General features: G+C 57.6%; 17 protein-coding genes. 8 read left to right on the top strand and 9 right to left on the bottom strand.

Annotation, left to right across the window (positions count from 1 at the left end; genetic code table 11):
- Positions 1 to 33 precede the first annotated feature (33 nt).
- Positions 34 to 1260, bottom strand: a complete 1227-nt coding sequence (locus BM036_RS11915; RefSeq protein WP_091852311.1) for a type II secretion system F family protein — start codon at positions 1258 to 1260, stop codon at positions 34 to 36.
- Between the two features lie 2 nt (positions 1261 to 1262).
- Entirely contained in the window at positions 1263 to 2981 is a 1719-nt protein-coding gene (pilB, locus tag BM036_RS11910) for a type IV-A pilus assembly ATPase PilB (RefSeq protein WP_091852308.1), read from the bottom strand.
- Positions 2982 to 3363: 382 nt separating this feature from the next.
- Here pilB and BM036_RS11905 point away from each other — a divergent pair, with 382 nt between their 5' ends.
- The 5 genes from BM036_RS11905 (at position 3364) to BM036_RS11885 (ending at position 8714) form a co-directional block, all read left to right on the top strand.
- Positions 3364 to 3876, top strand: a complete 513-nt coding sequence (locus tag BM036_RS11905; protein WP_342714467.1) for a pilin — start codon at positions 3364 to 3366, stop codon at positions 3874 to 3876.
- A gap of 460 nt (positions 3877 to 4336) precedes the next feature.
- Positions 4337 to 5527, top strand: a complete 1191-nt coding sequence (locus BM036_RS11900) for a serine hydrolase domain-containing protein (protein ID WP_091852305.1) — start codon at positions 4337 to 4339, stop codon at positions 5525 to 5527.
- Between the two features lie 150 nt (positions 5528 to 5677).
- Complete coding sequence (locus BM036_RS11895) at positions 5678 to 6121, top strand: pilin (protein ID WP_091852303.1); 444 nt, start codon at positions 5678 to 5680, stop codon at positions 6119 to 6121.
- A 196-nt stretch (positions 6122 to 6317) separates the two neighbouring features.
- Positions 6318 to 7205, top strand: a complete 888-nt coding sequence (locus BM036_RS11890; RefSeq protein WP_091852300.1) for a crotonase/enoyl-CoA hydratase family protein — start codon at positions 6318 to 6320, stop codon at positions 7203 to 7205.
- Positions 7206 to 7397: 192 nt separating this feature from the next.
- Complete coding sequence (locus BM036_RS11885) at positions 7398 to 8714, top strand: hypothetical protein (protein ID WP_091852297.1); 1317 nt, start codon at positions 7398 to 7400, stop codon at positions 8712 to 8714.
- Positions 8715 to 8786: 72 nt separating this feature from the next.
- Here the strand turns inward: BM036_RS11885 and BM036_RS11880 are convergent, their stop codons facing one another.
- From BM036_RS11880 to BM036_RS11870, 3 genes are all read right to left on the bottom strand, one after another.
- Positions 8787 to 9797: a c-type cytochrome gene (locus tag BM036_RS11880; RefSeq protein WP_091852295.1), complete on the bottom strand. Its 1011-nt coding sequence runs from the start codon at positions 9795 to 9797 to the stop codon at positions 8787 to 8789.
- A gap of 14 nt (positions 9798 to 9811) precedes the next feature.
- A complete protein-coding gene (locus tag BM036_RS11875; RefSeq protein WP_091852292.1) occupies positions 9812 to 10459 on the bottom strand; it encodes a c-type cytochrome in 648 nt (215 codons plus the stop codon).
- 162 nt (positions 10460 to 10621) lie between these two features.
- Positions 10622 to 11983: an MBL fold metallo-hydrolase RNA specificity domain-containing protein gene (locus BM036_RS11870; protein WP_091852289.1), complete on the bottom strand. Its 1362-nt coding sequence runs from the start codon at positions 11981 to 11983 to the stop codon at positions 10622 to 10624.
- Between the two features lie 147 nt (positions 11984 to 12130).
- On the opposite strand from BM036_RS11870, the gene cysQ reads away from it, so the two are divergent.
- Together cysQ and BM036_RS11860 are read left to right on the top strand one after the other, a co-directional pair.
- A complete protein-coding gene (gene cysQ / locus BM036_RS11865) occupies positions 12131 to 12901 on the top strand; it encodes a 3'(2'),5'-bisphosphate nucleotidase CysQ (RefSeq protein WP_091852286.1) in 771 nt (256 codons plus the stop codon).
- Positions 12902 to 12983: 82 nt separating this feature from the next.
- On the top strand, positions 12984 to 14243 hold the full coding sequence (locus BM036_RS11860; RefSeq protein ID WP_245742596.1) for a UDP-N-acetylglucosamine 1-carboxyvinyltransferase: 1260 nt from the start codon (positions 12984 to 12986) through the stop codon (positions 14241 to 14243).
- A gap of 89 nt (positions 14244 to 14332) precedes the next feature.
- On the opposite strand, the gene BM036_RS11855 is transcribed toward BM036_RS11860, so the two are convergent.
- Positions 14333 to 14998 (bottom strand): response regulator transcription factor, encoded by a 666-nt coding sequence (locus tag BM036_RS11855; RefSeq protein ID WP_091852282.1) that lies wholly within the window; start codon positions 14996 to 14998, stop codon positions 14333 to 14335.
- The gene (locus BM036_RS11850; RefSeq protein ID WP_091852279.1) at positions 14995 to 17181 is read right to left on the bottom strand and encodes an ATP-binding protein; all 2187 of its coding nucleotides are present in this window, start codon (positions 17179 to 17181) and stop codon (positions 14995 to 14997) included. Before BM036_RS11850 ends, BM036_RS11855 begins: the two co-directional genes overlap by 4 nt.
- Before the next feature lie 247 nt (positions 17182 to 17428).
- Between BM036_RS11850 and BM036_RS11845 the strand changes: the two genes are divergently transcribed.
- Positions 17429 to 18826 carry a hypothetical protein gene (locus BM036_RS11845; protein WP_091852276.1) on the top strand — a complete coding sequence of 466 codons (1398 nt, stop codon included), beginning with the start codon at positions 17429 to 17431 and terminating at the stop codon, positions 18824 to 18826.
- Between the two features lie 56 nt (positions 18827 to 18882).
- Here the strand turns inward: BM036_RS11845 and BM036_RS11840 are convergent, their stop codons facing one another.
- Together BM036_RS11840 and BM036_RS11835 are read right to left on the bottom strand one after the other, a co-directional pair.
- Positions 18883 to 19263 carry a helix-turn-helix domain-containing protein gene (locus tag BM036_RS11840; RefSeq protein WP_091852273.1) on the bottom strand — a complete coding sequence of 127 codons (381 nt, stop codon included), beginning with the start codon at positions 19261 to 19263 and terminating at the stop codon, positions 18883 to 18885.
- Entirely contained in the window at positions 19260 to 19517 is a 258-nt protein-coding gene (locus BM036_RS11835; RefSeq protein WP_091852270.1) for a type II toxin-antitoxin system RelE family toxin, read from the bottom strand. Before BM036_RS11835 ends, BM036_RS11840 begins: the two co-directional genes overlap by 4 nt.
- Between the last annotated feature and the right edge of the window lie 9 nt (positions 19518 to 19526).

Genomic DNA, 19526 nt, shown 5'->3' with positions numbered 1-19526 from the left:
TGGCTCTCACTCTGCGAAATCACAAGAGTCTACTTAGCCAACAACCTGACCCATCTGGAAGATTGGCAGGTACATGGCTACGATCAAGCCACCTACCAGCACACCCAGCACCGACATAATCATCGGCTCCATCAGTGCCGTCAGGTTGTCCACCATGTCGTCCACCACCGATTCATAGTGCTCTGCCACCTTGGCAAGCATTTCATCCAGGTTACCGGACTCTTCGCCAATGGCGGTGAGTTGCACGGCCATTACCGGGAAAACGTCGGTCTGCCGCATGGCAGCTTGCAACTGGACACCTGAGGACACTTCGTCCTTGATTTTGAAGATTGCATCACGGTACACAGCGTTACCCGTTGCCCCAGCAACTGAGTCCAGTGCGTCCACCAGCGGCACACCAGAAGCGAACGTGGTCGAAAGCACCCGGCCGAACTTTGCAACAGCGGATTTATCGATAATTTCACCAACGATGGGCAGTTTAAGAACGTATTTGTCGACAAGGTCGGAGAACTTCTGTGATCGCCTTTTTGCCTGGCCGAAGGCAAAGATAAACGCCACAATGCCCAGCAGAACAACAAACCACCATTTCTGCATCCATTCCGACAGGTTGATGACCATCTGGGTAAACACAGGAAGGTCGGCACCAAAGCCCTGGAACAGGCTCTCAAACTGGGGCACAACCTTGACCAGCAGTATCGCCGTTACGATGATTGCCACCACGATAACCGCAATCGGATAGGTCATGGCCTTCTTGACCTTTTTCTTGAGAATCTCGGTTTTCTCAAGGTAGTTCGCAATCCGGTCAAGCATTTGTTCCAGCGCACCGGCCTTCTCACCGGAATCCACCAGGTTGCAGTACAGATCATTGAAGTGCTTGGGGTGACGGCGTAAGGCGCCCGCAAAGCTGGTACCGGAAGCAACGTCATTACGAATGGCAACGATGAGCTCTTGCAGACCTTTGTTGTCCAGGCCGTCAGCCACAATGTCGAAGCTCTGCACCAGTGGAACACCGGCCTTCATCATGGTGGCCAGTTGGCGGGTGAACATGGCGATATCAAACGGCGTGACCTTCTTGCTGCCACCAAATAGCGGCTTGGGCTTGCGCTTGACCTTGCTGGGCATCACGCCCTGCTTGCGCAATTGGGCCTTCACCAGTGCCAGGTTGGTGCCGGATATCTCCCCCTTGGCCTTGTTGCCCTTACGATCCTTACCTTCCCAGACATACGCCTGAAGTTTTTCTACCTTCTGTGCCTGTGCCATGCTTAATCCTTCGTTACGCGGTTGGCTTCCTCAAGGCTGGTCACCCCTTCAATGACCTTGCGAAGGGCGGACTGACGCAGCGTACGGAAACCCTCTTGCTGGGCCTGGCGGGCTATCTGGATGGAGCTGGCTTCTTCCATAATCATGTTCGCCAGTGACTCGGTAACTTTCACCACCTCGTAGATACCCACGCGGCCCTTATAGCCTCCATTGCATTTATCACAGCCCTTGGGTGTGTACAACGTAAAGCCAGTTTCAATTTGTTCTTCTGTGAACCCTTCCTTTAAAAGCGTTTCTTTCGGCACATCCAGCGGCTGTTTGCAGCTGTTACACAGGCGCCGGCCCAGGCGCTGGGCAATGATCAGGCTGACCGATGTGGCGATGTTGAACGACGGTACACCCATGTTCATCATCCGGGTCAGCGTCTCTGCCGCGCTGTTTGTGTGCAGGGTGGAAAGCACCAGGTGGCCCGTCTGGGCGGCCTTGATGGCGATATTGGCGGTTTCGAGGTCGCGGATCTCACCCACCATGATTACGTCCGGATCCTGCCGCAGGAACGCCCGCAGGGCTTCGGCAAAGCCCAGGCCCACCTTGTTGTTCACATTGACCTGGTTGATGCCCTCCAGGTTGATTTCCGCCGGGTCTTCCGCCGTCGAGATGTTGATCTCGGGCTGGTTGAGAATATTCAGGCCGGTGTAGAGGGATACCGTCTTACCAGAGCCGGTAGGACCGGTCACCAGGATCATGCCCTGAGGCTGCTTGAGGGCATTCATGTAGAGTTCTTTCTGGTCTTCCTCATAACCCAGCGCATCAATGCCCATCTTGGCCTGGCTAGGATCCAGGATCCGCAACACGATCTTTTCACCCCACAGGGTAGGCAAGGTGTTGACCCGGAAGTCGATGGCCTTGGTCTTGGACAGCTTCATCTTGATGCGGCCGTCCTGGGGCACCCGGCGCTCGGAAATATCCAGCTGGGCCATGATCTTTACCCGGGCGGAGATCTTGGGGGCCAGTTTGATGGAGGGGCGGGAAATTTCCTTCAGCATGCCGTCGGTGCGGTAGCGCACCCGGTACACCTTTTCATAGGGCTCAAAGTGGATATCCGAAGCTCCGCCCCGAATCGCATCCAGCAGTATCTTGTTGACGTACTTTACGATGGGAGCGTCGTCCACATCCGTGGTTGCAACGACAGCGTCATCGTCGTCCTGCTCACCACCCTCTGTTTCCACGCCCTCCAGATCCGCATCGTCAAGATCGCCCATGGCGTCTTCAGCAGATTCCAGATACTTGTCGATGGCGATCCGCAGCGCCGCATCATCCACCAGGATCGCGTCGGTACTCAGGCCAGTGTTGAACTTGATCTCATCCAGGGCCTGGATATTGGTGGGGTCAGATACGGCAATAAACAGGCGATTGCCTCGTTTATACAGGGGCAGGGCGTTGTGTTTGCGAACCAGCTTCTCGTCCACCAGCTTTTCCGGCAGCATCTCCGGCAGAAAGCTGTTCAGGTCCAGTACACTGACACCGAACTCCATGGCCGCTGCAAACGCCAGCTTCTGGCTGTCCGCCAGGTCGTTCTGGACCAGGTAGGTGATAAGGGGAATGCGATTATTGGCTGCCTGCAGGTAGGCATCCTTGGCGACAGCCTCCTCTAACAGGCCGTCCTCTACAAATCGCCGGGCCAGGCCCGTGAGCGTTACATTGCTTTTATCGGTTGCCATAAAGTTCGAACTTTTGTCGGTAACACGCTGACAGGCGGGTGAATGGCCTGCGGTGATCGGGTGACAGTGAGTTTAGATGCCCCAAGTATGATTGGAAAGACCGGTGGTTGACCATTTGTGTCACTCAGGCATGTGAGTAGCTTCGCAGTGTGACGTTTTGTGTCAGTGAGCGACCGGATAGGGCATGTGAAGGGTTCCTCAAAACCGTCCTTCAGGCAATAGCTATGCACTCATAAGGTCATGAAAACACGCGGATAATTGTCCTCTGTCAAAAACTGGCACGGCAGGTGCTGTATTCCTCGCAGGCTCATACCGGTTCGGGGGCAAAGCTCCGCCGGCCCCGGAGCCATACGGGAAAAACGTAAAACACAGAGGCATTTTTATGAAAAACATTCAGATGAATCATGGTCAGAAGGGTTTTACCCTGATCGAACTGATGATCGTTGTGGCGATCATTGGTATTTTGGCTGCTATCGCTATTCCGCAGTATCAGGATTACGTGGCTAAATCTCAGGTCAGTCGTGTTATGGGTGAAGTTGGCTCGCTGAGGACTGCTGTTGAGATGTGCATGATGGAAAGCAAATCTGAAGCAGACTGTGCCGCTGATCTGGGTTGGTCTAACAGTGACCTGCTCGGTGCAACAGAGGTCAATACCGTTGATGGTGTTGACGGTGGTTTGACTTTGGAGTTTGTTGGTACTGAGGCAACTTTGCTGGCGACTTTCGGAAACAATGCTTCTGCTGCGATTGCTACACATCAGCTAGCTTGGGTTCGTAATGCTAATGGCGCTTGGTCTTGTGGTACTGATTTTGGAACCGACAAGGATAAGTATAAACCTTCTGGCTGTGATGGCACCATCGAAGAGGCTGCAGAAGAGGAAACTCCTGCTACCTAAAACATTATAGGTAGGTTGTTAACTAGGGGCGGGCGTTAGCCTGACCTTGAAATGAAAAGGCCCGGTGGTTTCGTTCCCGGGCCTTTTTTCATTGTGTTTCAGGCATGACGCATCCACTAATTTTGGTAACCCGGACGCTGAGCATTATCCGGTGCTGGAATTCGCTCCTTGCGCTAAAATTAAGTAGCTTCGATGGCCTGAGTGGATGCCGCTTTTCTCAAGGGATATTTTTAGGCCTCTTTCGAGCGTGGTGAAGCGGGTCACTTACTATTGTGAGCGATGATTTATTGTTTAGCCTGTTTCCGGATGTTACCGGTTATGATGGATCAGATCGCACTTATCTCAGGAAAACTTTGCTGCGGGTCATATTATTGCAACTGTTGGTCTCCCCCTGTTGCTGCCACTTATAAAATGCCCCGCAATCTAAACCGATACATGTAGGAAATCAGCGGTAGTGTCCATGCTGAAAAAATCTCGTTTAAAAGACCTGATGCTGGTCATCTTTATGGTGGCTTTGGTTGCAGGCATCGCGCACTTTGTTGTTACCAACCCACTGGGACCTTCTCGGCTGCTTTATTATGTGCAGGCACCAATTATTCAATGGAATACTCGCTGTACAGCTGGCGCCCCGGAATGGATGGCCCAAATCCAGCGTTACGCGACTAGGAATATGGCGGCTCCGGCTAGTCAGTTGGCTTATGTGTCGCCGGAGGGCGAGCTGCATCATTGTGAAACAGGATGGAAGGATGGAATTTTCGGTGACAAACCGCTGACAGCGGATACTCGCTTTCGCTATGCCAGTACCACAAAGACCGTTACTGCGGCAGCGGTTATCGATTTAATCAACCAGGGTAAGTTGGCTCTGGGTGACGCCATTATTGACGTGCTCGAGTTGGAGGGAGAGCTGAGTGACCCCCGTATAGCCGATATTACTATCGAACACCTCCTGTCTCACCGGGGTGGCTGGGACCGGGAACGCACACAGGATGTAATGTTTCTGATCAACCGTAAGCCATGGTGCCCGGATTATCCTCAGAAATTGCTGGACTCGAGCCTGATGTATGATCCCGGTGAGGCGGAGCATTACTCGAATCTTGGGTATTGTTTGCTTGGTCTGGCGATCGAGAAGGTTTCGGGCCAGTCCTATAGAGAATTCATGGCCTCCCATTACGATTTCGGCGAATCCACGCTTGAGTTCATCGACGGACCCTTCCGAGCGGATGAAGTTGAGTATGATTTCCGCTTTGAGAACTTCTACACCGATAACTATTACGACAAGTTCGACTTTCCAGCTTTGTCCTCCGCTGCCGGACTATCCGGAAGTGCGAGGGACTTGGCAGTATTTGTCAGCAGTTCACTGGACGCGGAGCCTCTGACAGTTCTGGATGGTGATATGGAAAGCGGCTGTGACCCGAAAGAGAATCAGGCCTGTTATGGCTATGGTGTTTATCGCTATCAGCCAAACAAGGAGGAAATGCCCCTTTTTATCCATAGTGGCAAACTTCCGGGCAACCCGTCAGCCATCGTAGTGGACCCGGAAGGCGGGGTTCTGGTTTGGCTCGGCGCCGGCGGCCCTCGCCCGGGTAGCGACGCGGATCAGGATTTCTACGATTACCTGAGAGGTGTGTTGGCGAGTCATTACGGGCGTTAATTACGGACTCACCCCTCGGGGCCGGTACCGTGCCGAGTGGGCATTAATTCGGCCAAGTTCTCAGTTCAACCCGGCCAAGAAGACCAGTGGCCTGCCGTTTGCTACCCCTGAACCATCCCGGTTCTTAAACAGCTCACAAGGCAGTACCACATGGTTCAGACCAATAAAGGTTTTACCCTTATTGAACTCATGATTGTGGTGGCGATACTCGGTATCCTTGCCACGATTTCAATTCCTCTCTATCAGGGCTACGTCGCCAAGACCCATGTTTCCCGGGCCGTGGGCGAACTAGGCCAGTATCGTACAGCCATCGAGGATGCGGTTGGTGGAAGCAAGCCCGTCACCAACACAGCGATCGGCTACATACCTTCCAGCATCACCACCGGCACTAGTGCAACTGATATCGCCACCTTGAATGCTGACGGATCAGGGCAGCTACAAGTGACGCTGGGGGGCAATGCTCACCCCAGAGTGTCAGGGGTATTGATCACGTTTCAGCGAAGCACAGCGGGAAGCTGGGAGTGTGTGATCGACAACTCGGCCAACCTGTCGGGGTGGCAAGATAGCTACCTTCCGCCGGGATGCCGGCTGTAACGTCCGGTCGGATCATGGTATTCACAACAGACAGCCTTTCTGTGTCCCGGGACTATCCGTTCAGCCGGCAATAATAGTTGATAACGACGAGACCATATTATTCTCCCCGTGAATTCTATCGAATAAGTAATACGAATTTGTATCCGGTGCATGGTATGCATAACCTGCATGAAACTTAAAACAGCCCGGAGGAACCATGGCCCTACCAGAACTCGAAACAACCCAATATGAAGTAAAGGACGGCATCGCCACCATCACCCTGAACCGTCCGGAAAAGCTAAACGCCTACAACGCCAAGATGCGTGAGGAACTGCTGGCGTTGTTCGATGAAACGGACGCCGATGATAATGTCCGGGTCGTGGTAATCACGGGTGCTGGCCGTGCCTTCTGTGCCGGGGCGGATTTGTCGTCGGGCGGTGGCACCTTTGACCGCAAGGCACAGTCTGGCAACTTGTCCCGGGAGTCCCTGCGGGTAGGGGATGTGTATCGCGATGGCGGTGGCACCAACACCCTGCGTATCTACCAGAGCCTGAAACCGGTTATTGGCGCCATCAACGGGCCGGCAGTGGGTATCGGCGCGACCATGCAGCTGCCCATGGATTTCCGTATGGCTTCCACGACGGCCCGTTTTGGCTTTGTGTTTGTGCGCAGGGGTATTACGCCAGAGGCTGCGTCATCCTGGTTCCTGCCCCGCCTGGTCGGTATGCAGACTGCTGTGGAGTGGACCATGACGGGCCGCATCTTCGGCGCGGATGAAGCTCTCAAACATGGCCTGGTCAGGTCCGTGCACGAGCCAGACGAACTACTGCCGGCAGCCTACGAACTGGCCCGGGAAATCGCAGACAACACAGCGCCTGTCTCCGTGGCCCTGGCACGGCAGATGATGTGGCGCATGTCTGCTGCACCGCACCCCATGTACGCTCATCGTATCGACAGTCGCTCCATCCAGGCCCGTGGCGAGTCTGCCGATGCCCACGAAGGCGTCACTTCCTTCCTGGAAAAACGCCCGGCAGAATTCCCCAATAAGGTTTCCACTGACATGCCGGAATTCTTCCCCTGGTGGGAAGAGCCGGTGTTTGAATAAGCGCTTGGTTGCTGTAGGTCAGTGTTAAGGTCCGGGAGTCTGCCAGACGGGATACTGGCAGGCTCCTGGCTTGATCAGGCCGAACGCTCGCCGGGTTGGCGGCTTTAAAGCACCCCCGGCTGACACATAAATTGCTCAAGAAATCACCGGTACTGCCGATAACCAATACAGGTTATAAGAGGCCAGCTCACCGTGATTTCATCCAGCCAGATTTCTCTCACATCAAACAGTACCCGCCAGGTTTCGGTGCTGGACACCAGCCAGCTACGAATCAGTCAGCGCCTCCCGGGCCCCTTGCAAAGTGGGCAGCAGGCCAGTGGCACGGAGTTGTCCCTGTTCCGCCAGGCGGCCTATCGGTACAGCAGCCAGGAACAGCTGGCGTTCAGCAGCGCTGCCCAGGTCAGCGGTAATGGTCAAAAGGCATCGTTCAATAGCGCGGAACTGGTGGAAAAATCCTCGGAGCTGTTCCTCTTGGGTCAGCAGGCACTTAACGTCAGCCGGGCGGCCTTTGGCGAGGGCGCTGGAGCCGAGGCGAAGGGCGAGTTAACGGTGACGGCAGGCCAATACCTGTTCTATTCAGAGAGCGAGAGTCGCAGCTTTGCCTCCACCGGCAGTATCACCCTGGATAATGGCGAAACCATCGACTTCACCTTGTCACTGCGGCAGTCGCAATCCCGTACCTATGAATACTCGGAGTTGGTACAGATTCAGGAGCGTCCGCTGACTGACCCGTTGGTGATCAACTTCGGCGCTTCCACGGCCCGTCTGAACGACACCCTGTTCGAGTTCGACCTGACCGGAAACGGTGAAACCGGTGAGTACGCCTCGCTGGGAAGCGGCAGTGGTTACCTGGTGTTTGACCGTAACGGTAATGGCAAGGTTGATAACGGCTCCGAGTTGTTCGGGCCACGGTCTGGCTCCGGTTTCAGTGAACTGGCCAGCTACGATGATGATGGTAACCGCTGGATTGATGCCAATGACGACGTCTTCCAGTCCCTTTCCGTCTGGGTGCAAACAGCGGAGGGCGACCAGCAACTGAGATCCCTGGCGGAGGTCGGTGTGCAGGCGCTGTATGTGGATAGCGTGGAAGACCGCTTCACCCTGACCAATCCGCAGGGTGTGCCGCTTGGGCAGATCAAGGCGTCGGGCATCTATCTCACGACAGGCGGAGAGGTTCGTACGCTGGAAGAGTTGGACCTGGCCGAGCAGAATACCGAGCAGGCCCCGCCAGTGTCGACGTCGCTGGGTGTTACTGGAGCGGATGGGCAGCAAGCCGGGGACGGGCGAGCTGACGCAAGGGTTGAGGCCATCCAGAAGGCACTGGTAAAGCTGAATGAGATTCGCGAGAAACAGCAGGCCTTTATAGAGCGGGCAAAGGACGAGGGGGAGAAAGACTCTCCCCTGAAAGACTATTTCCGTATTATCGACAGGCTGCGCCTTGAACTACTGAATAGCCAGGATGAAAAGAAACAGGCAGCCAGCAAGTACCTGGAGTTTGCCAGGCTCTGACTGTTGCGCTGGTGCGGGTTTTGGTAGCAGTTAAAGGCCTCCGTTATGGAGGCCTTTAACCATCCGGCCCTGTTACTCGAACGTCCTGGGCCGCACGGTATCCGGCTTCAGGAAGTCTTTCTCACCCGTGTTGTCGTGATCCCCAAGGGTCTCGCCGGTGGCCTCACTGGCCTGTCCGTAAAGCGAGTGCTTGTGGAAGGTGGGGCCATATTTTTCCAGGGTTTCCTTTACATCACCGGTGTAACGGGGGTCCTGGGGTCGTTCCTGGTTGCTGATGTAATAGGCAATGTCCCAGGCTTCCTGGTCACTCAGTGACAGGGGCTGACCCAGCGGCATGTTGTTCTTGATAAAGCCGGCTGCCGTAAACACCCGCACAATGCCAGCGCCCCAGTTATTGGAGCCGTCTCCCCAGGGTGCGGGGAAGACCGTCTTGCCATCCACCTGCAAGCCTTCACCGTTTTCACTGTGACAGACGGCGCATTGCTCCTGGTAAAGCTTTTCACCATTGGCGTAGCTCAGCTCTTCCGGACGTTCCGGGGCCGGGAAGCCACGGCCGTAAATGGGCTTCTCCGGATACATCTCGACACCCTTGGCCAGCCACTGGTGATAGGCGGCCAGGGCCAGCATGTTGTCACTGCCATACTCCGGTGGCTTGCCGTTCATGGAATAGGTGAAACAGCCGGCGATGCGCTCTTCCAGGTTGTTGACGTGGCCGTTCTTGCCCCGGAAGTTGGGCAGGGTGACCGCAGCGGGCCACACCGGAGCACTGAACGGCATGCGGCCTTCGCCCAGGTGGCAGCTGGAGCAGTTCATGTTGTTGAACACGTTCTCGCCGCGAAGTTGCTGGGTATCGGTAAACAGGTCATAGCCACGACGGATAACCCGTTTCAGCTCCGGGTGCATGTCGGACGCTTCCAGGTCCTGCATGGTGGGTGGAATATGCACCAGCTGGTTCTCTTTGGGCGCCGGATAGCCCAGTTCGGTCAGCGTGTTCAGGTAGTCTTCAGTGCGCTCGTTGGCCGCTACTCCCCCGGCAAGCAGGAGAGAGCCGGCCAGTGCTGTGATGGCGAACGTCGGTTTCATGGCTTCGTCTCCTTTCAGTTGGACTGCGGGGGCTGGGTGGACAGCCAGGCGGCGACCGCACGGATGTCCTCATCACTCATGCGCCGCGCAATGGTGCCCATCAGGTCCTGCGGGTCGTTCTTGCGGGTGCCTGCCTGCCAGGCTTTGAGCTGGGCCTCGATGTAACCGGCATGCTGGCCGGCAATGCCCGGGAAAGCCTCGCCAGCACCCTGGTTGCCCGGTCCGTGGCAGCTCTTGCAGGAGACAATGTAGTCCGCCCAGTCGCCACGTTGTGCGAGCATTTCGCCACGAGCCAGCGTGGCTTCGTCCGCATTCTCGCCACCCTGGCCCTGGCTGGGCGTCAGCTGGCTGTAGTAGGCGGCCACATCGGCAACCTGTTGCTCCGACAGCATGTTGGCAAAGGGCTTCATGGTGGCGTTTTCACGTTGCCCGGACTTGTAGTCGCTCAACTGCTTGGCGAGGTAGGCAGCGTCCAGCCCGGCCAGTTGCGGCCAGGATTCGCCATTGGGGTTGTTCTTGCCGGTGCCATCAGCCTGGTGGCAGGCAACGCATACCACAGCAGCTTCCTTGCCCTTCTGGGGGTCGCCGTCAGTGGCGGCAAAGGCCCAGCCGGGCAGGGCGGCGGCACCTATGGCAATCAGGGTGATAGGTAAGAGCTTCACGGTCAGTTCCCTCTCGTCGGTATGTATCGCTGACAGTGTGGGCCATGGCGCGGGCGATTGCAGGTCAACATGGTGTTAATTTGATAGCTATCAATAATAGCCCCCTTATGCATCGTGCTCTCCATGAGCCAGTGACGATAGGGACCTGACCGGTACACGCCTTCAGATCTCCACCTCCTGAAACAACTCCGGTACCTCACAGTCCCAGCCGAACCGCTCGCGCACTCGCTTGCGCATAACGTCCGCAGCCAACATTTCGCCGTGGGTGATGTAGACTTTCTCGGGCTTCAGCTGGCCCTGACCCAGCCACTCGAGGATCTCGGCATAGTCGCCATGGGCCGAAAGCGAATCCAGGTTGTGAATCTCCGCCTTCACCGGCCAGTACTCACCGTGAATCTTGACCGACTCCACGCCATTCACCATGGCATCGCCCCGGGTACCGGGGGCCTGGAAGCCGGCGAAGACAATGCTGTTGCGGGGGTTGGGCAGTAGCATTTTCAGGTGGTGCAGCACCCGGCCACCGCTGGCCATGCCGCTGGCGGAAATGATGATCGCGGGGAACTTCTTCGTGGTCAGTTCGATGGACTCCTCCACCGAACGCACAAAGTGGGTGTTGTCATCGATCAGTTCGCACTGGGCCTGGTTCAGCCGGTGTTCCTTGTGGTGCCGGCAAAAGATCTCCGTGGCGCGGATCGCCATGGGGCTGTTCAGGTACACCGGCAGTTTGGGAATCTTGCCCTGAGCCATCAGCTTGTGTACCAGGTACAGCAGCATTTGCGCCCGTCCCACGGCAAACGCCGGCATGAGCACCACGCCACCCCGGGCCGCTGTGGTGCTGATAATGTCGGTCAGTTCTTGCTCCGGGTCGGTTTCCCCGTGCAGGCGGTCGCCGTAGGTGGACTCACACACCAGTACATCCGCTTTCTGGATCGGCTCCGGCGGCCGCATAATGACATCGTTCTGCCGGCCCACGTCGCCGCTGAATACCACTGTGCGGTCGTGGCCAGCGTGACGGACATGCACGCAGGACGAGCCCAGAATATGCCCGGCTGGCGTAAAGGTCACATGGAAGCCCTTCACCGGTTCGAATTCCTCGTGGTAGTGCAGCGATTCGAAGTGCTTCAGGGCCTCGTAGGCATCTTTCTCGGTGAACAGGGGCTCGGGATGCTCGTGCTTCGAGAACTTCTTGCGGAAGGCGTACTTGGCATCTTCTTCCTGCAGGTAGCCGGCATCCGGCAGCAGCACCTTGCACAACTCATGGGTAGCCTTGGTGCAGTAGATCTTGCCCTTGAAGCCATTCTTCACCAGCGCCGGCAGGTAGCCGGTGTGGTCGATGTGGGCATGGGTCAGCACCACCGCATCGATGGTATGTGGCTCCACGGGGAAGGGTGCCCAGTTACGACGTCGTAACGTCTTTACGCCCTGATACATGCCACAATCCACCAGCATACGATGCTTGTCATCGCTGAGCAGATAGCGTGAGCCGGTAACCGTGCCTGTGCCGCCAAGGAACTGTAATTTCATCCGGGTATCCTTCTGGAGAGTTGTGCTTTCACTATGGAGCATAGCTTATCAGCGAGCATTGATCTGGTGCAAAGATGTGAGTCGCTTACTGGGGGCTGATACACTAATTGCTTTGCCGATGAACGCTTCAACGAATCAGGAATCTCAATGAACCACCAATCCCTGCTGGACAAAGTTCTCGAAATCGCCGACGCCGCAAGCCGCAAGGTCATGGAAATCTACCAGACCGATTTCGAGGTGCAGACCAAGGACGACAATAGCCCGATTACCGCCGCTGATATCGCCAGCCACCACGTGATCGTGGACGGGCTCAAGGCGCTGACGCCGGACATTCCCATCCTGTCCGAAGAATCCGCCAATGCCCCCTGGGACGAGCGCAAAGGCTGGGCCCGCTTCTGGCTGGTGGACCCCATTGATGGTACCAAGGATTTCACCAACCGCACTGGTGAATTCACCGTCAATATCGCCCTGATTGAAAACGGTGAGCCCGTGATGGGTGTGGTCACCGCCCCGGCCCTCGAAGAAGCCTACTGGGGCATCAAGGGGCAAGGCGCCTGGAAGCGTGAAGCGGACGGCAGTACCCGCAAGCTGGAAGTGGTCAACCCGCCCAAAGCGGTTCGCGCCGTGGCCAGCAAGAATCACATGAACGAAGAGACCCGCACCTTTATCGAGCAGCTGGGTGACCACGAGCTGGTCCAGGCCGGCAGCAGCCTCAAGTTCTGCCGCATTGCGGAAGGCCAGGCCGATATCTACCCACGCCTGGGCCCCACCTGCGAATGGGACACCGGCGCGGCCCACGCCGTGTTGGTCGCTGCTGGTGGCAAGGTCACCCAGCTCGATGGCACGCCGTTGGCGTACGGAAAGGAAGATGTGCTGAATCCGTATTTTGTGGCATCGGGCGCCTGGTACAACGCCTGAAAAGTTAACACCCCAGCCAGGTAGTTGGGGCATGAAGCCAAGCATGGGGCCACACCCCATGACTCAAACCAGGAAGGTAACCGTGGAAGCATTCAACACCCTCAGTATTTCCCGTGGGCATCTAGAAGGGCTGGTCAAGGTCAGCGGCGCCAAGAACTCCGCGTTGCGCCTGCTGGCGGCCAGCCTGCTGACGGATGGCAACGTTACCCTGACCAACTACCCGGCTGGCCTGCTGGATGCCCGCATCCACGTGGAAATGCTGGAAGCGCTGGGCAAAACAACCGTACAGGCTGGTGATGACACCATCACCATCGCCGAGAATGACCCCCTCAGCCAGCGTCTGGAATGGGATGGTCGCTCCATCCGCAATACCCTGCTGATTCTCGGGGCGCTGACAGCCCGCACCGGCGAGGCGGCCGTACCCTTACCCGGTGGCTGCAAGCTTGGAGAGCGCAAGTACGACCTGCACGTTATGCTGCTGGAAAGGCTAGGCGCAAAGGTCTGGGAAGACGGCGACTACCTCTGTGCCAGCGCCCCGGATGGTCTGAAAGGCACAGATATCCATCTGCCCCTGCGCTCAACCGGCGCCACCGAGAACGCCGTGATCGCCGGCACCCTGGCACGGGGCGTCACCCGCATCTGGAATCCCCACATCCGCCCGGAAATCCTCGACCTGATTGCCCTGCTGAGGGGTATGGGCGCGCAAATCCGTGTATTCGGCCAGGAGCATATCGAAGTCACCGGCGTGGAAGGCCTCAACGGTACTGAGCATCGGGTTATCCCCGACAACATGGAAGCCGTCACCTGGCTGGCCGCCGCGGTGATCACGGAAGGCGACATCGAAATCAAAGACTTCCCCTACGGCGACCTGGAAGTGGTGCTTGCCCACCTTCGGGCCGCCGGCGCCAAACTGTATCAGGGTGACAACTCACTGATCGTGCGGGGAGGCTGCTGCTACCCCATCGAAATCAGTACCGGCCCCCATCCGGGCATCAACTCCGACGTGCAGCCCATCCTCGCCGCCTGGGGTGCGAAGGCCAGGGGGGAATCCCGCATCGTCGATCTGCGCTTCCCGGGCCGCTACGGTTACGCCGAAGAAATGGCCAAAATGGGGCTGCACTACGAAGTTACTGGCGACATGCTGCGCATCCACGGTAACGGCGGCGGCCTCTACGGTGCCACCGTCAAAGCCCTGGACTTGCGGGCAGGGGCAGCACTGGCGCTGTGCGGATTGACGGCAGATAGCGAGACCACCATCACCGATGCCTGGCAGATCTCAAGGGGTTACGTAGACTTTGCGGCCAAGCTACGCAGCCTGGGCGCGCGGGTGAGGGAAAGCTGAGCCAGGCTGCCGCCTGCCAGAACGGCCGCAGTCTCTTTGCCTGTAATGGGTGTGTTCGGTGTTGTCAGTTGTGAAAGGGCAGGGGGGCTTCAGGGAGAGTACAACCCGATGCGAATTGCCTCACGTACCGCCTCGGCACGGCTGTTGATGCCCAGCTTGCCGTAGACGTTTTTCACATGGCGGGCCGCCGTGTGATAGCTGACGCCCATCAGGTCCGCTGCCCTGGCAATGGTGTGGCCTTCAGCAATCAGGGCCAGGGTTTGCTGTTCCCTGGGACTGAGGGATTCCTGCCCCTCTGCTTCCAGGTCGTTAACCGGTTCGCCGGGTAGCGGGCGTTGGCGGTAATGCTCCAGCATCCGGCGAGCAATCAATGGCGACAGAGGTGGTGATCCATCCGTTACCACGGAGCGGAGCGCGCCGGCGATGGCCGTCTGGGGTTCATCCTTCAGCAGGTAACCACTCGCACCTGCCTGTAATGCCGGCATCAGGTGAATATCGTCGTCGTAAATGGTGGTGACCACCTGATGGCATCCCGGGTGACGGGTGCGACAAGCTTCAATAAAGTCCACCCCGGTGCCATCCGGCAGTTTGAGGTCGACAAGGCAGATATCCGGCGTTTCCTCCCGGATCCAGAGCAGGGCCCTCTTGAGTGTCGTGCAGCAAGAGACCTGTGCTGAAGGAAAGGCCTGCAGTGCGGCTTCCTGTAACCACTTTTGAGCATCCCTCAGGTCCTCCACGACCAGAATCTTCCTCATTTTGCCTCCTCTGCACTTTCTGGTATCAGGCAACAGATGCCGGCACCACCCTGGATCGGGCAGAAAAGCGCCATGCTTCCATGCAGTTCGGTACACCGCTCGCTGATACTGTGGATACCTATGCCCATATGGCTCTCTGTCATATCGTGTGGCCAGCCGATGCCGTCATCCCGGGCCTCAAGAACCAGTTGGCCCCCTTCACGGTAAAGTGTGAGCTCAATGTGTGACGCCTGTGCGTGCCGCAGGGAATTGCTGATAATTTCCCGGATAATGCTGGTGAGGTTTCGGTCTGCGCGGCTGGTGAAATCCATGGTGGCGGCTTCGGGGGACAGGGTCATGTTCAGATCGATACCGAACAGCTCGCACCGTGTCCGGGCTTCGTTTCGCCACCGCTCGAAGCTTACATCCAGGTGGACTGTCTGCTTCTGCAGGCCCTGAATCACATCCCTCAGTTCATGCAGGGCTTCCCGGGCCAGGTTACGAAGTTCTGAGTCCTGCGTGCGGTAGACGATGGAAAGCAGACGTGCGCCCACATCATCGTGGAGGTCCCGCGCCACACGTTTCCTCTCAGTCTGGACACCTTGGCGGAACGAGTCCCGGTAATGTTGGGCATAGCGGAAAAGGTCCAGGGCCTGGGTAGTAAACTGAAGGTCTTCCCGGTCAAACAGGCGGTGCCCCTGGTTGGCGTAACTCAGCACCAGGCTGGATTGTTGGTCAAGCATGGGTACACGAAGGCGCAGGCCATCGTTCACGATCTCCGCCTGGCTCGCCGGCGTCCGGCTCTTGCTGAGCTTCAGGGGTGCGAAGGAGGTTTGCAGCGCCTCCTGCCATTGCTGATCGGGATTATGGTGGGCGTCAAAGGCATGGCTGATCATCGACGAAAGCTGGTTCCACAGGTCCTTGCGGCGCGACGAGGGCTGCAGCTTTGACAGCAACAACTGGCGTAACGGAAAGTAAATCCAGCCTACGACAATCAGGCTCATAACCAGGCTCAGATCCTGCTGAAGGTTGAGCCAGACCAGGAAGATGCCATCAAACAGCAGGATCAGGATGCCGCAGGCAAACCAGAACCAGGCCATCAGAATCCATCGGTCCAGGTCAAACAGGCGATAACGGACAATACCCAGCGCAATGCCGAGGTAGGTCAAAACGAAGAAACCCCAGGCATACTGCTGGTGAAGCACCGAGGGCAGCCCGATCAGCTGTGGGGCAACCACCAGTGACATATAGGCAATCACGCCGCTGAACCAGGCGTAGACGAACCATTTAAGCCGGGCCCGCGCCACTGGCTCACGCCGGGTACGCCGCCACTGAACTACGGCGAGTACAATATCCGCCGTGGCCCAGCCAAGCAGCGTTACCCGGGCAATGAAGTCCAGGCTGGACACCCATTGCCCCCAATTGGCCGTCAGGATCAGGCCGACCAGCAGAACCATCAACCATTCGAAACGAAAAGGACTGATGCGTGTCGGGTAATACCACAACAGGGTGGTCCCCGCCCCGGCAAACAACATGGCGCCAAGCTGATTAACGCGGGAGAGGCCGAGAAACAGGTCGGCCGGCAAAGCCAGTGCACGGGTGGTATACACGGCGCTGGTGGTGATGGCAATCGCCATCGCAAAGCCCGCCAGGGCATAGAAAAAGGGACCACGCTCGTTCTGGGCGAACGCCCAGGCCGCAATACCCATCCAGAAAATCAGCAGGCCACAGATCACCTGGTACCAGAAGCTGGCTGGAAGCTCTGAGGGGTGGGTGGCTGGTGCAACGGCGATGGTTACCCACTCGGGCTCGTATTCCAGCAGAGCCGGGCTTCCGCCTCTCTGTACCCGGAGAGAGAGCCTTTCGGTCTCGAGCAACGGCCAGATCCGGGCCTGCCGCTCGAAAAAACGGTTGTAGGCATCGAAATGGCTGTTGTCATCGGGTTCCCTCATGCCATCCGGTGGTTCCAGGCGGAACTCGCCATGCCTGTTGCCGACGGCCAGGATCTCATCGCCCGCTGCGACAATGTCAGCCAGCGGAGAGCTATTACTGACCGAGGTAACGAGGACCCCGTCCTGGCCGGGCGCGGTGCGAATGCCCAGATACGGCAGGCTGCTGGCAAGGTAAATCGCCATTAACAGCAAACCGAGTCCGGCAATCAGACCCGCAGAAAGGATTCGGGAGGGTGCCCACTGCTTGGGCATAAGCGGACAAGTCCTTTTGAGTTTGGAATTATCGGGCAGGTCTCGCCATTAATAGTCCGACTAGTAAAGCGACATATAAAGGTGAGTGCAAGCGTTACGTTCAGTTGCTTTATTTTTCAGTTATTTACAGTCTGTTACGTTGCCAAAAAACCGTCAGAAACGCCCGCCACAAACAACAACCGGCTAACAGTTTTGCTGACGCTGGCCCTCTAGGATGGAACCCTGAATTTCCCTCCGGAGGTGCTTCATGGTTGTCGCCTGTTTCCCCAGACTGTTGCTCGCTGCCAGCTTATCGGTGCTGCTCTCTGCCTGTGGTGGTGGAGGGGGTGGCGGTAGTGACACGGCCGCCTCACCGTCCGGCTCAGCCAATACTGCAGAAACCGCCAGTGACGAGCGGGCCGTGAATATCTCCGGGTACGCCGTAAAGGGTGTTATTTCAAACGGCATCATTACCGCCTGGGGCGTCGAAGATGACGGATCCCTGGTCCGCCTGGGTGAGTCGGTTCGTACCGGCAGGACTGGTTTCTATGACCTGGATCTTTCCACCAGCGCCGATCTCATCAAGCTGGAACTCAGCAGTGACGGCAACACCCGCATGCGCTGCGATGCCGTGGACGGTTGTCAGGGCTATGGCGGCTCAGCCACTGCCGCATTCGGGGAAGACTTCTGGCCAGGTCCCAACCTGCAACTGGAAACCATGGTGTCCGTTGGTGTGGACCAGGAGCAGCCCGGGGGGCACCTGACCCCGCTCACCACCCTGAGCACCAGCCTGTTTGAATCAACCGGCGCAAATACCGGCTGGCAGGGCTTCCTGCAGGCCCAGAGCAAGGTAGAGGGCTGGTTCGGCCTGCAGCAGGGTTCGGTTGGACTGACCCCGGTAGATATCACCAGCACCCTGCCGGCGGATATTGAACAGGCAGAGCTGGAAGCGGCTTTGGTGAACTCAGCGTTTCTGGGCCTGGCCGCGGAATTTCCGGTGGAGGGTGTGCAGGGGGTTATCGATGCTTTCCGGAGCCAGCTCCTGACAACCGGGGTTATCAGTGATGATGGGGCCGAAGGGCAACCGGGGAGTGACCGCATCCAGGAATACGCTGCCGTCCATGCCTACGCGCTCGCACAGGACGAAACATCGTCCGCCACAGCGGTCCTGGCGTCAGCTGGTGATCGGCTGCTCAGTGGCGTGCATATTGCCGACGACAGTGGCAGCCAGCCGGAGGACAGCCCCACTACTGGCACCGATGACGTTGCAGCCAATGACGGTTCCGAGCGGGTGCCATCAACGGATCAAGACGTAGTGCAAACCCCCACACCGGCACCGCAGCCCGAAGAAAATGCAGAGCCGGCGCCTGAGCAGGAGGCCACGGAAACCGCCATGGCGGCCACGTTAACCTGGCAGGCCCCGCAGACCCGGGCAGACGGAACGGGTTTGGCCATGGGTGAGATCGGCCAGTACATTGTCCGCTACGGCACCCAGCCGGATGTGGAAGCCATGACCAGCGAGGTCATCGTCGAGGACGGACAGGCAATGGAAACTGAAGTCACTGGCCTGGCAGAGGGTACCTGGTACTTCGCCATGCGTACCGTGGACCAGAATGGCCTCGAAAGCGCCTGGTCAGAGGTGGCCAGCAAGACGATTACACGGTAGGGCGTTAAGCAGGAGTAAAAACAGGGCCTGGTTGGGGCCAACTCCCAGTTTCGGGTTCACTCAACCAGCAGATCGTCCAGGTCGACTGCAAGGGCTCTCGCCAGTGAACTCAAAACCCTGACCGAGCCGCTCTTGCTGCCGGCTTCAATCTGGCTGATGTAGGATTTACCCACGCCCGCGTAACTGCCCAGCGCTTCCTGCGTGAGGCCGCGATACTCCCGCCAGACCTTCAGTGGGTGTTCTTCCCCGGCAATCAGGCGCCGGGCAATTTCTGCGGGGATAGCCTCATCCTCACCGCTGGCCAGTTCGCGCTCTGCCTCCCGGGCGTCTGCCAGGTCTTGGGCGTCTTCGGCCAACTCCAGTAGTTGCAGGTATTCATCGTAGGGTAGAACGGCGTACTCCGGTTTGCCTTCACGTTCAATAAGTTGTGCGGTCATTTGTAAACATCTCCCCTTGAGCCGACCTTGACTACAAGAACCAACAACTCACCATCATTAATGCTGCAAATTGCCCGGAAACTACCTTGCCTTAATCGCCAGTATGGCTCGCCCCGCATCGGTTTCCAGTCGCCCTGATAGGCATAGGGCGCACTGGCTATCGCTTCCAGTTGCTGCTGGAGTCTCTCAGCTTGTGCCTTGGGCATTTTTCGGAGCGCTTTCAGGGCCGCTTTCTTGTAGGCCAGCTGGTACATGGATCAAGT

It is taken from the genome of Marinobacter segnicrescens (assembly GCF_900111555.1).
GTDB lineage: Bacteria > Pseudomonadota > Gammaproteobacteria > Pseudomonadales > Oleiphilaceae > Marinobacter > Marinobacter segnicrescens.
The sequence above is the reverse complement of the archived record's forward strand: the minus strand, read 5'-3'. Positions and strand labels throughout refer to the sequence as shown.